We start from the raw sequence: 12,668 nt of genomic DNA, 5'->3' as shown, positions 1-12,668 counted from the left end.
GATTGGTGCGCTGACGTGAACTGTAAGGCGGAGGTGTCCTCCGCCATCGGCGGATCAGGATCCGCCTTACGCTGTCTGCCCGCCAGAGATCTGGATGCATTGGCCGTTGATGCTTTGCGATCCCGGACCAACGAGCCAGAGCGCGGCAGCAGCCACTTCATCCGCGTCGATCAGCCGTTTGTGACGGTTGGAATCGATCATCACCTGCCGCGCGTCTTCTGTGCTCATTCCGGTGCGTTCGGCTATGGCGACCTGGTTGCGGTCGACAATCGGCGTGTCGACATATCCGGGGCAGAGCGCGTTGAAGGTGTAGGGTTGGCCCATGTAGTCCTCACTGAGGCTGCGGATCAGGCCAATCAGCCCGTGCTTGGAGGCCGAATAGGCCGCACCGCCTGGCAAACCACGCAGTCCTGCGATGGACGAGACGGCAATCACGCGGCCCCAGTCAGTGTCTCGCATGCCGGGGAGACAGGCCCGGATGGTCAGGAACGCCCCGTCGAGGTTCGTGGACATCATGTTTCGCCAAAAATCCAGCTTGGTTTTGTGCAACGCCCGCCCTTCGGCGATGCCCGCGTTGGGAACGCAGATCTGGATAGGACCGCGTGCTGCCACGGCCGTGTTTATCACCGTATCGACCGATGCTTCGTCCCGCACATCCATGGCGGCACCCCACAGTCCGTCGCCCGCGACCGCATCCAGGACCTCTTGCCGTCGGCCCGTGATGGTCACCTGCGCGCCGCGCTGGGCAAGGGCGTGCGCAATGGCAAGGCCAATGCCGGTGCCACCGCCGGTGACAAGAGCGTGCTTTCCGGTCAGGGACGTATCGGATGTCATGATGGTGTTCCTTTTTGTGCCAAGGAGTGGACCGAGATTGGGCCGTTTGCGCTGAAGGATCAATCACAATCCACCGGTTGAATGCGCCATTGGTCGCGGTTTCTTTGCAAGGCGTTGACAGTGGCGCGCATTTTCTCTTCAGGTACATCCACTTCTCTTGTGTGCCCAATGATCAGCCTATTGCATATCCCTCCGGTCTGGCTTGTGTTCTGCGTGTTTCTGGCGTGGTGCCAAGGACGCTATCTGCCGCTTGGGATGAGTGTGGATCACCCGGTGACGCACATGATGGCAGGTCTGATGATCGGTGCTGGCCTGCTTTTGATGGCAGCGGCGTTGCGCGCGTTCTGGCGGCACAAGACTACGGTGATCCCGCACCAGGAACCGCAGCGCTTGATCACCGATGGCGTTTTTGCCCGCACCCGAAATCCGATCTATCTGGGCGACACACTCCTTCTTGCGGGTTTGATCCTTCGCTTTGACGCGGTTCCATCCCTGGTGTTGGTTCCGGCCTTTGTCTGGTGGATCGAGCACCAGTTCATCATCCCGGAAGAGGACCGGATGCGCCGCATTTTCAGGGCGGAGTTTGCGCGCTACGAACAAAAAGTGCGCAGGTGGGTCTGAAATTTTTCGAATCTTACTTTTATGACGCAGGGGCGCTTCTTGTATCTCGGGGATGGGTTGGGTAGTGGACAGCTTACGGCGCTGCGCCACATCGCCTTTGGGTTAAGCGTGAAATTGACTGCCACGAACGGATGGGGGTTCTTCGAATGAAGATCGGAACACCAAAAGAGATATTTGAGGGAGAGCGCCGCGTCGCCATGACGCCGGAGAGTGCCGCAGCCTTGCAAAAGCTGGGCCACGACTGTGTGGTCGAGACGGGGGCGGGGACCGAGGCCGGGTTTTCCGATGCCGATTACAAGGCGGCCGGTGTCGAGGTGGTCAAGACCGCAGCCGCCCTTTGGAAAGCCGCAGATGTGGTTGCCAAGGTACGCGCGCCTGACGCGACCGAGATGAAGCGCCTGCGCGAAGATCAGACCCTGATTTCGTTCTTCAGCCCCGTGGCCGACGAGGCCAAGATGGCCTCTGCCGCCAAGAAGGGTGCCACTGTTGTGGCGATGGAGATGATCCCCCGCATCAGCCGCGCCCAGAAGATGGACGCGCTGTCATCCATGGCGAACATCGCGGGCTACCGCGCTGTCATCGAGGCGGGCAACAATTTTGGCCGCTTCTTTACCGGACAGATCACTGCCGCCGGTAAGGTCCCACCGGCCAAGGTTCTGGTGGTTGGTGCAGGTGTCGCCGGTCTGGCTGCCATCGGGACGTCGACTTCGCTCGGGGCCATCACATATGCCTTTGACGTGCGCCCCGAGGTGGCTGAGCAGGTCGAGTCGATGGGTGCCGAATTTGTCTATCTCGACTTCGAAGAGGAACAGCAGGACGGGTCGTCGTCCGGCGGCTATGCCTCTGTTTCTTCGCCTGAATTCCGCGAAGCGCAGCTTGCCAAGTTCCGGGAATTGGCACCGGAGATGGACATTGTCATCACCACGGCCCTGATTCCGAACCGCGAAGCGCCGGAGCTGTGGACCGAGGATATGGTGAAAGCCATGAAGCCCGGTTCGGTCATCGTGGACCTTGCTGCGGAAAAGGGCGGTAACTGCAAGCTGACCGTAGCCGACGAGAAGATCGTGACCGACAATGGCGTGACCATCATCGGCTACACCGACTTCCCTAGCCGGATGGCGACGCAGTCATCGAGCCTTTATGCCACCAACATCCGTCACCTTATGACGGACCTGACGCCGGAAAAAGACGGTGTCATCAACCATGACATGGAAGATGACGTGATCCGTGGCGCGACGATCGCCCATGCAAAAGAAGTCACGTTCCCACCGCCACCGCCCAAGGTGGCTGCGATTGCCGCAGCCCCGAAAAAGGAAGCGGCAAAGGAACTGACGCCTGAAGAGAAACGCGCCGCAGAAGTGGCGGCGTTCAAGGCCCAGACGAAGAACCAGGTCACATTGCTGGCCATTGGTGGCGGGTTGGTGCTGCTCGCGGGGCTCTATACCCCGGCCAGCTTCATGCAGCACTTCATTGTTTTCGTGTTGAGCGTGTTCATCGGCTTCCAGGTGATCTGGGGTGTGGCGCACAGTCTGCACACACCACTGATGGCGGTAACAAACGCCATTTCGTCCATCGTGATCCTTGGCGCACTCATACAGATCGGATCAAGTTCAGGGGTCATCACGTTCCTGGCGATATTCGGGATATTCATGGCAGCCATCAACATCTTCGGTGGCTTCCTCGTGACACGGCGCATGCTCGCCATGTTCCAGAAATCGTAAGTAGGGGCGGGAACTATGGAACTCGGATTTACTACCGCCGCGTACGCTGTTGCGGCTGTTCTTTTCATTCTGTCCCTGGGCGGTCTGTCCGGTCAGGAAAGCGCCAAGCGGGCCGTCTGGTATGGCATCGTGGGCATGTTCATCGCCGTTGTTGCGACGTTGATCGGACCGGGATCGGGCCTGTGGCTGTTGTCGCTGGTGCTGATCGCGGGTGGTGCTGTGGTTGGCTACCAACTCGCGACCAAGGTCGAGATGACGCAGATGCCCGAGCTTGTGGCCGGTATGCACGCCCTTGTGGGTTTGGCTGCCGTTTTCATCGGCTTCAACGCGCATATCATGATCGGCTACGTGGACAACCACTTGGCCGAGAATGGTGCGCAGCTGGGCGGTGCGCTGGCCAATGGGCAGTGGATTCAGTCAGTCGAAAAGGCCGTGCTTGAGCCGTTGTCGGCCTTTGGTCAGCTGATTGCCAAGAAAACAACTGTTGAGATCACTATCCTGAAGATCGAGCTGGTGCTGGGTGTCTGGATCGGTGCGGTGACCTTTACCGGGTCCTACGTGGCCTGGGGCAAGCTGTCGGGCAGGGTCGACTCTGCGGCGACCAAGCTGCCGGGCGGGCACATGCTGAACGCCGCTGCGGCGGGCGCGTCGCTGATCCTTGCCATCATCTACTTCGCCACGGGTGGATTGCTGCCGCTGGTGCTGCTGACCTTGCTGGCCCTGTTCATTGGCTGGCACCTGATCATGGGCATTGGCGGGGCGGATATGCCGGTCGTGGTGTCAATGCTGAACAGCTATTCCGGCTGGGCGGCGGCGGCCATTGGTTTCAGCCTTGGCAACGACCTGCTGATTGTTGTGGGCGCGCTTGTGGGTTCGTCTGGTGCGATCCTGTCCTACATCATGTGTAAGGCGATGAACCGGTCCTTTGTCTCTGTCATTCTGGGCGGCTTTGGTGGCCCGGCAGGGGAGCAGATGGCCGTTGAAGGTGAGCAGATCGCTATTGAAGCAGATGGCGTCGCCACGGCCCTGAACGAGGCCGATAGCGTCATTATCATCCCGGGCTACGGCATGGCCGTGGCGCAAGCCCAGCAAGGTGTGGCCGAGTTGACGCGCAAGCTGCGCGCTGCGGGCAAGGAGGTGCGCTTTGCGATCCACCCCGTTGCGGGTCGTTTGCCGGGTCACATGAACGTGCTGCTGGCCGAGGCGAAGGTGCCTTACGACATCGTGCTGGAGATGGACGAGATCAATGACGACTTCCCGGACACGGATGTGGCCATCGTTATCGGCTCGAACGACATCGTGAACCCGGCCGCACAGGACGATCCCAACAGCCCCATCGCAGGTATGCCAGTGCTTGAATGCTGGAAGGCCAAGCAGGTGTTCGTGTCCAAGCGTGGGCAGGGCACCGGGTATTCCGGCATCGAGAACCCGCTGTTCTTCAAGGAGAATACGCGCATGTTCTACGGTGATGCCAAGCAGTCCATCGACAAGCTGTTGCCGATGATCGATTGACGGACCTCCATTCGCATTGAGTCAGGAAGGCGGGTCGATTGGCCCGCCTTTTTTGATTCCGGGTGCACCGAAGGGGGTTGAATGACTTCGGTATACCATTGCACCCCGATAAGCCATTGATAAGATATGATAATCTTGGTTGACTTTGGCTGATTTGATATTATTTGGGCAATACTAATCATCGGAGCGAGCATGGCCCCTATCGAAGATCATCCCCTGCGCTATCAACTGGCGAATGAGCTACATGCCCGCCCGTTTCCGTCCATGCGCGCGCCGTGTGCTGCGGCTTATGTCGCGTTCAAGCAGCCGGAGATGGCGGTCAACCGCGACCGCGCCAAGGATGTTGCGCATTTGCAGGCTTTGCTGGATCGCCACGGGGCACCGCATCCGCAGCCGGGGGCCACGCACTACTATGGGCAGATCGGGCGGCATTGGCTGAAGTGGGAACAGCATACCGAGTTTGTGACCTACACCATCTTTTCGGATGGGGTCGAAGATCGCCCCTTTGACGCCCGTGCGTTCGAACCGTTTCCGCAAGAATGGCTGGAAGCCGCGCCAGGTCAGCGTTTTACATCGGTCCTCATTCGGGTTGAACCACGACCGGAAGAGGCAGAGATTAAAAACCGTTTGCTGGACTGGTTTGTGCCGGAAAGCTTGGCCGTCAGCTCTGTCTTGGATGATGCCGCTGTCATTGCTGGGGATTTTCGGATCGATCAGAATGGCAATATGCGCTTCGCCGCCTTCATTTCTGAACAGACGGGCCAGCGGCGCGTCGGGCGGATCGTACAACGCCTGTGCGAGATCGAGACATACAAATCCATGTCGATGCTGGGCTTTGCCCGCGCCCGCACGACCGGTGCGCAGTTGACCGCACTCGACACCCGGTTGATCGAATTGGTCGAGAGCATGTCGGGCGAACATGCGGAAGCCGAAGAGACCCTGCGGGCGCTGTTGTCCATTTCCGCAGAGCTGGAAAGCCTGTCGGCGCAATCTTCGTTTCGTATCGGGGCTACCCGGGCATATGAGGCTATTGTGAACGAGCGGATCGAAGCCTTGCGCGAGGATCGCTATCAGGGGCGCCAGACCTTTGCCGAGTTCATGATGCGCCGGTATCAACCTGCGATGCGAACGGTACAGTCCACTGAGCGGCGCTTGGCTGCCATGTCGGACCGCAGTGTACGTGCCGCAGACCTATTACGGACACAGGTGGACGTGGAGCGGTCGGCTCAGAACCAGGCGCTGCTTGAAAGCATGGACCGGCGGTCGGACTTGCAGATGCGTTTGCAGCGCACGGTCGAAGGGTTCTCGGCGGTGGCCATCAGTTACTATTCGGTGTCGTTGCTGTCGTACCTGTTCTATTCGCTGGAGGCGACGACGGGTATTTCAAAGAACCTGATGACCGCTTTGATTACGGTGCCGGTGGTGTTCCTTGTGTGGACGGCGATCAAGCGCTTGAAGAGCAAGGTGGAGCGGTAGGGACGGGGGCGGACGCTGTTTGCCTTTGGCAAATGCGCCCCGCCCGCCGTCCCTTTGTTGTTACGGGTAGAATCGACGAGGGGCGCTGCCCCGCGGCTGCGCCCCCATCCTATTTTCAGTCAGAAGACGTCAGCGCCCGCGGATCCGTGGATCGAGTGCGTCGCGCAGGCCATCACCGAGGTAGTTCACACCCAACACCGTCAGCGAGATCAGGATGCCGGGCAGCACAACGCGTTCGGGGTATTGTTCCATCCGTTGCACGGCGTCCGCCAGCAATTTGCCCCAAGTGGGGAAGTCGGAAGGGAAGCCGACGCCAAGGAAGCTGAGCGCGCTTTCGGTGATGATCGCCGTTGCGAGACCCAAAGTGGCCGACACCATGATGGGCGAGATCACGTTGGGAAGCAGGTGCCGCCGGATGATCTTGCCCGAAGTGGTGCCGATGGAGCGGGCGGCGAGGATGAACTCGCGTTCCTTGAGCGCCAGGATATCGCCGCGCACGATGCGCGCTGTTTGCATCCATGACGTCAGGCCCACGACCCCCACGATCAGGATGAACATGCCGCCTTCGGGGCCGAAATTGGCCCTGAGCGGTTCGCGGAACAGGGTCACGGCCACCAGCAACAGCGGCAGGATGGGCAGAGACAGAACCAGGTCCGTGAAACGCATCAGCCAGAAGTCGGCCTTTTTGAAATACCCGGAAATCACGCCTATGGACGTACCGATCAGCAGCGCAAGGACCATCGCGGCCCAGCCAACGGCCATGGAGGCGCGACCGCCGGCAATCAGGTTGGCAAGGATATCACGGCCCAGGTTGTCGGTGCCCAGGGGCCGGAACCACCCGACCTTGGCGTCGCCATTCCAGAGGGCCACGTAGATGGGCCGCATATCCTTGTTCCGGATATCCAGCTTTTGCGGATCGACCTGCCAGATATAGGGGCCCAGGATCACCGCCAGAGTGATGAACACGAGGAAGCCACCGCCAAAGAGGGCGCCCTTGTGCCGTTTGAACTGATCCCACACATCCTTCCACTGGCTGCGCGGGGCTTTTGGCGGCTCCTTGTCCTGGAGCGCGGCATAGGGGTCTGCTGCTTGATCAGTCATAGCGGATCCTCGGGTCGAGCACGCCGTAGAGTACGTCGGCAATCAGGTTGAAGAGCACGATCAGGATCGCGAAGATGAAGGTCAGAGTCATGACCATCGGGATGTCGTTGGCAAACAGTGCTGTCAGCAGCAATTGCCCGATCCCGTTCACCTTGAACACGTTCTCGGTGATGATAGCGCCGCCGAAGATCGAAGGCACGCCAAGCGCGATCACGGTGATGACCGGGATCATCGAGTTCCGCAAAACGTGCTGCATCACGACGACACCTTCGCGCAGGCCCTTGGCCCGCGCCGTGCGTACATAGTCCTGACCGAGATTGTCGAGCATGGAAGACCGCATGTACCGGCTGATCTGGGCGGTGGTCTGGAGCGCCAGCACCATCACCGGCATGACCATTTGCATGAACTGCACTTTGAAACTGGCCCAGTCGGTGACCACGTGCGTCGTGTCATAGATCGAGGGCAGCCAGCCCAGTTGTACCGAAAAGACCACGATCAGCAGGGGGCCGGTAAAGAAGGGTGGGATCGAAAAGCCGATCATCGTGATGAACGTGCCGGACTGATCGAAAACGGAGTATTGCTTGTAGGCGGAGTAGATGCCGATGGGCAGGGCAATCAGGATACCCACGATATAGGACAGGCCAACCACCCAGAGCGTTTGCGGGATACGCTGCACCACGATGTCCATGACCGGGCTGCGGGTCTGCCAAGAGATCACGCGTTGCTTGCCTTCGGCGAAAGAGGTGCCGAACCAGTGGTCAAAAAGCACCTGCGGTTCGATCCAGAAAAACTGAACGATCCATTTCCAGTATTGGATATGAATGGGCTGACCGAGGCCAAGCGCTTCGCGCATCTTTTCTTTGACTTCGGGGGGAACGGTCAGCGGGACCTGCGCCATCGGGTCGCCCGGGGCGAGCTGCAACAGCAGGAAAATAACAAGGCTGATGAACAAAAGCGTCGGGATCGACAGGATCAACCGGCGGATTGTGAAGGTCAGCATATGAGGCCAATCCTTTTGCGGAGGTCTTTTTGTTATTGGTCAGAGAGCGGGGCAGGCGATATCGCCCACCCCGAAAATCTGATCACTTGACGCGGTACCAGTCCGCAGTGTTCCAGATCTCGCTGTCCCAGACGTTCAGCTTTACGCCGCCCAGTGTATTCGAGTGGGCGGACACGCGGCCACGGTGCACAAGTGGCACAATGGTGAAGGTGTCTTTGGTAATCATGTTGTTCATCTTGATCGCGATTTCAGCGCGTTTTTCGATGTCACCCGTGCGGGCCAGTTCATCGATCAGTGCGTCATATTCGGGATCGCAGAAGCGGTTGATGTTCTCACCCTGCCATTGGCTTGCAGGACGTGGTTCGTTGCCACACCGGTAGGCCGCCAGGTATTGCTGGGGGTCGGTGCCGTTGAACGTGTTGGCGTACATTTCAACATCGGCATAGAACTTCTGGAACGTGTCGGGCGAGCCCGGGTCACCGCCGAAGAACACGGACGCGTCCAGGTTGCGCAGTTCCGTTTCCACGCCAATCTCTTCCCACCATGCCTTGATCAGCGCCTGGAAGTCCTGACGCACGGCGTTGGTCGACGTCTGGTAGAGGATCGACAATTCGACGCCGTCCTTGTCGCGGATGCCGTTGCCATTGCTGTCTACCCAGCCTGCTTCGTCCAGAAGGGCCTTGGCGCCATCAATGTCCTGCGTGGCACAGTGCATGTCGCCGGAGGCAAACATGTCCGGTGCGGGAACGAGGTCACAGGTCACCTTGCCTGCTTTGCCATAACCTACCTCAACCAGAAGCGGACGGTCGATGGCCATGGATAGGGCCTGACGTACAGCCATATCGCTCAGGAATGGGTGCGGTTCAGCCACGGTCGACCGCGTCTCTGCCGGCAGCGATGGGGACGGGTTCGTCAGGTTCATTTCGAGCCGCTCAACAAGCGGGCCAAATCCGGCGATGGCCTTGCCCTTGCCGCCTTCTTCCATCTTGGCAATGACATCGGGTGCCAGTTGCAGGTTCCAGGCGTAGTCGAACTCGCCCGTTTCCAGTACGGCCCGGCCAGCAGCGGTTGCGTCACCGCCACCTTTGAACGTCACGCGTGCGAAAGCGGGTTTCGCTGGGTCGCGGTAGTTTTCGTTCGCGACCATGGTGATCACGTCGTTGGGACGGAAGTCTTCAACCTTGAAACCACCTGTGCCGATGGGATTGAAGTTTGCCTCGGTGCATTCGGGGGCCTTGGCGCCCAGGCATTCGGCGAATTGCGCTGCCTGGATGATCGGTGATTGGCCACCCACGAATGGGCCATACGGGTTGGGTTTTGGTTGGTTGAACGTGACCTTCACGGTCAGATCGTCCAGTGCTTCGACATTCTCCACGCCATCGAAGAATGCCAGCTGCGCGCAGCCGCCTTCGGGGTGCATGCAGTACTCGGCGGTGAATTTCACGTCAGCCGAGGTGAACGGGGTGCCGTCAGACCAGGTGATGCCTTCCTTGATCTTCCAGGTGATGGTGGTGAGGTCTTCGCTCACGCCGCCGTTGCCGACAGTCGGGATTTCCGCAGCCAGCCAGGGTGTCAGGGCGCCGGTTTCGTCGTAACGGGCGAGGGGTTCGATGATCATGGAGGCGGATTCGATATCCTTGGTGCCGCCCGAAAGATACGGGTTCAGGATCGATGGCGCCTGCCAGTAGATGATCTTGAGTTCGCCATCCGAGCCACGCTCGGCAAAGGCTGCCGGGGCAAGTGCCACCGATGCCACAGCACCCATGAGAAGGGTTTTGAGGGTCATATCATACTCCTTGTTGGACGGCAGGTTTGGCCTGCTCGTCAAATGCACGCCAAACCCAGTATGGCGCAAATCCAGCTTGAGGGGAGGATACGTGTACGCGATAACCTACGGTTTCCCCGTAGTTTTTACTCTTGGCCCCCAAGCGACAGGCAATATCGAAACAGCTTTTGGGGAAATTGCAAGCGTTGCGTGCGGTCAACGATGAATTTCGTAGGTCTATGTTTGACAGTGCCCGTACCTTCGCCCACTCTTTGGAAAACCTGAGCCGAAAAGGCTCGATTGCGGGGATACGAATGCTCGACCACACAGATACGTCGCCGATTGCCAACATTCAGAACCTGCGCGTGCAGTTTCAAACCAAGGACGGCCCTGTCCTCGGTGTCGAGGATGTATCGTTCGAGGTCCACGCCGGTGAAACTGTTTGTGTCGTTGGCGAATCCGGGTCCGGCAAGTCGGTGTCGTCGCTGTCACTGATGCGGCTTGTGGAGTTCGGTGGGGGCGAGATTGCAGGCGGTCGGCTACTGTTTGATCGCAAGGCAGCGGATGCCGTCGATCTGGCCAACACGGATCAAAACCTGATGCGCACCATTCGCGGCAACGAGATTGGTATGATCTTTCAGGAGCCGATGACGGCGCTGAACCCCGTGTTCACCGTGGGGCGTCAGCTCACCGAAGGTTTGCGCCTGCACAAAGGCTTGAACAAGGCGCAGGCTGAAGAACGTGCCCTGTCGCTCTTGCAGCAGGTGCGCATTCCGGAACCTGCCCGCCGGATGAAGCAATACCCGCACGAACTGTCGGGCGGGATGCGGCAGCGTGTTGTGATTGCCATGGCACTAGCGTGTGAGCCGCGTTTGCTGATCGCGGACGAGCCGACGACTGCATTGGATGTTACGATCCAGGCGGAAATTCTGGCACTCATGGACCGGTTGAAGCGCGAAACCGGCACGGCGGTGATGTTTATCACCCACGACATGGCCGTCGTCGCGCAGATGGCGGATCGTGTCGTTGTCATGTTCCGCGGCAATAAGGTCGAGGAAGGCCCGGTCGCCGAGATTTTTGAGAATCCGCAGCACCCTTACACCAAGGCATTGCTGGCCGCCGTGCCCAAGTTGGGTGAGATGCGAGGCAAGACCTATCCCGAGCCGATGAAGCTTTTGGGCCGGTCGCAGGGTGAAATCGCCCCGATCCCCGGCACCGATGAAAAGCTGCTGGAAGTGCTTAACCTGACCACGCGTTTTCCGGTCAAGGGTGGGTTTTTCCGGCGCACAGTGGCGAACGTGCACGCTGTCGAGGATGTGTCCTTTACCATCAACAAGGGCCAAACCCTGAGCTTGGTTGGGGAATCGGGCTGTGGCAAATCGTCAGCGGGTCGGTCGATCCTGCGTTTGGTCGAGCCGCAATCGGGGCATATCGTACTGGATGGCACCGATATCATGGCGCTGAACGATCGCGATTTGCGCGAGGCGCGGCGTGACATGCAGATGATCTTTCAGGATCCGTTTGCGTCCTTGAACCCGCAAATGCAGTTGGCCGATCAGGTGGCCGAACCGATGCACAATTTCGGCATGTTCAAGGGCGACGAAGGCACCAAGCGTGTTGAAATGCTCTTTGACCGGGTGGAACTGCCACGCAGCTTCATGCGCCGGTATCCGCACGAACTCTCTGGAGGTCAGCGGCAACGTGTCGCCATCGCCCGTGCGCTGGCGTTGAACCCCAAGCTGATCATCGCGGATGAGGCCGTTTCAGCGTTAGACGTGTCTGTTCAGGCGCAGGTTTTGAACCTGATGATGGAGTTGCAGGCAGAGTTGGGACTTTCCTTTCTATTCATCAGCCACGACATGGCGGTGGTTGAACGCGTCAGCCACCATGTGGGCGTCATGTATCTGGGCCGCATTGTCGAAATGGGTCCGCGCGCTCGTGTCTTCGAGAACCCGCAGCACGCCTATACTCAAGCCTTGATGAAGGCTGTGCCGATTGCTGATCCGCGCCAGCGGAAGGCCGAGAAAGACTTGAATTTCAAGCCGATCCCATCACCCATTCACCCGGTCGATTATGATCCTGCGCCATCTGAGTATAACGAAGTTGAGCCGGGCCATTTCGTCCTGACCACGGACAGCGGTTACTGATCGCGGCGGAGCTGCGCCGCATCGGCATTCAAATCGGAACGTGACCGCAATGGCACGGCATCGTGGGCAATGCGCAGTCCCGCGTCTGTTTGGACGATGTGCTTTGCCGAGACGATGTCATTGCTTTCCTGTAGGGGCACAACGTTGAGATGTGCATGTGCAACCCCGAACCCATGCACCACGTATCCAACCCGTTTGGGTGCGAAGACCTGCATCATCCGCCGTCCCAACCGTTGGCCTGTCACCATGATGTGCGCCGCCAGATCGTCGGACAGGTCGGTGAAATGATCGATGTGCTGCAGCGGGATCACCATGAACTCGCCTGGATGTAGTGGGCGAAGGTTCATGAAGGCCATGCATTGATCATCGCGGTGCACGACGCTTGCGGGCGCATGACCTGCTATGATGGCGCAAAATATGCAGGTGGTGCCGTTGTGATCGGTCATTTCCTTGGCTCAAGTCCGGAGTTCTTGCACTGGCGATAGGTCAGC

Annotated in this window: 10 protein-coding genes; 5 read left to right on the top strand and 5 right to left on the bottom strand. The window is 59.2% G+C overall.

Annotated elements, in window-relative coordinates:
- Positions 1-66 precede the first annotated feature (66 nt).
- Positions 67-834 (bottom strand): SDR family NAD(P)-dependent oxidoreductase, encoded by a 768-nt coding sequence (locus AC53L6_RS11250; RefSeq protein ID WP_496907901.1) that lies wholly within the window; start codon positions 832-834, stop codon positions 67-69.
- A gap of 168 nt (positions 835-1,002) precedes the next feature.
- Here AC53L6_RS11250 and AC53L6_RS11245 point away from each other — a divergent pair, with 168 nt between their 5' ends.
- From AC53L6_RS11245 to AC53L6_RS11230, 4 genes are all read left to right on the top strand, one after another.
- A complete protein-coding gene (locus AC53L6_RS11245; RefSeq protein ID WP_496907900.1) occupies positions 1,003-1,455 on the top strand; it encodes a methyltransferase family protein in 453 nt (150 codons plus the stop codon).
- Between the two features lie 146 nt (positions 1,456-1,601).
- The gene (locus AC53L6_RS11240) at positions 1,602-3,176 is read left to right on the top strand and encodes a Re/Si-specific NAD(P)(+) transhydrogenase subunit alpha (protein WP_496907899.1); all 1,575 of its coding nucleotides are present in this window, start codon (positions 1,602-1,604) and stop codon (positions 3,174-3,176) included.
- A gap of 15 nt (positions 3,177-3,191) precedes the next feature.
- On the top strand, positions 3,192-4,688 hold the full coding sequence (locus AC53L6_RS11235; RefSeq protein ID WP_299200703.1) for an NAD(P)(+) transhydrogenase (Re/Si-specific) subunit beta: 1,497 nt from the start codon (positions 3,192-3,194) through the stop codon (positions 4,686-4,688).
- Positions 4,689-4,880: 192 nt separating this feature from the next.
- Positions 4,881-6,164, top strand: coding sequence for a DUF3422 family protein (locus AC53L6_RS11230; protein ID WP_496907898.1), 1,284 nt, complete (start codon positions 4,881-4,883; stop codon positions 6,162-6,164).
- 129 nt (positions 6,165-6,293) lie between these two features.
- On the opposite strand, the gene AC53L6_RS11225 is transcribed toward AC53L6_RS11230, so the two are convergent.
- From AC53L6_RS11225 to AC53L6_RS11215, 3 genes are all read right to left on the bottom strand, one after another.
- The gene (locus tag AC53L6_RS11225; protein ID WP_496907897.1) at positions 6,294-7,265 is read right to left on the bottom strand and encodes an ABC transporter permease; all 972 of its coding nucleotides are present in this window, start codon (positions 7,263-7,265) and stop codon (positions 6,294-6,296) included.
- A complete protein-coding gene (locus tag AC53L6_RS11220) occupies positions 7,258-8,265 on the bottom strand; it encodes an ABC transporter permease (protein WP_299200697.1) in 1,008 nt (335 codons plus the stop codon). Before AC53L6_RS11220 ends, AC53L6_RS11225 begins: the two co-directional genes overlap by 8 nt.
- Before the next feature lie 82 nt (positions 8,266-8,347).
- Complete coding sequence (locus AC53L6_RS11215; RefSeq protein WP_299597569.1) at positions 8,348-10,051, bottom strand: peptide ABC transporter substrate-binding protein; 1,704 nt, start codon at positions 10,049-10,051, stop codon at positions 8,348-8,350.
- 293 nt (positions 10,052-10,344) lie between these two features.
- Here AC53L6_RS11215 and AC53L6_RS11210 point away from each other — a divergent pair, with 293 nt between their 5' ends.
- Positions 10,345-12,177 carry an ABC transporter ATP-binding protein gene (locus AC53L6_RS11210; protein ID WP_496907896.1) on the top strand — a complete coding sequence of 611 codons (1,833 nt, stop codon included), beginning with the start codon at positions 10,345-10,347 and terminating at the stop codon, positions 12,175-12,177.
- Here the strand turns inward: AC53L6_RS11210 and AC53L6_RS11205 are convergent.
- A complete protein-coding gene (locus AC53L6_RS11205) occupies positions 12,171-12,623 on the bottom strand; it encodes an HIT family protein (protein ID WP_496907895.1) in 453 nt (150 codons plus the stop codon). The two genes, AC53L6_RS11210 and AC53L6_RS11205, sit on opposite strands and share 7 nt — an antisense overlap.
- Between the last annotated feature and the right edge of the window lie 45 nt (positions 12,624-12,668).

Source organism: Tateyamaria sp. LSS28, assembly GCF_059611725.1.
This window is presented reverse-complemented; position numbering and strand designations above follow the sequence as displayed.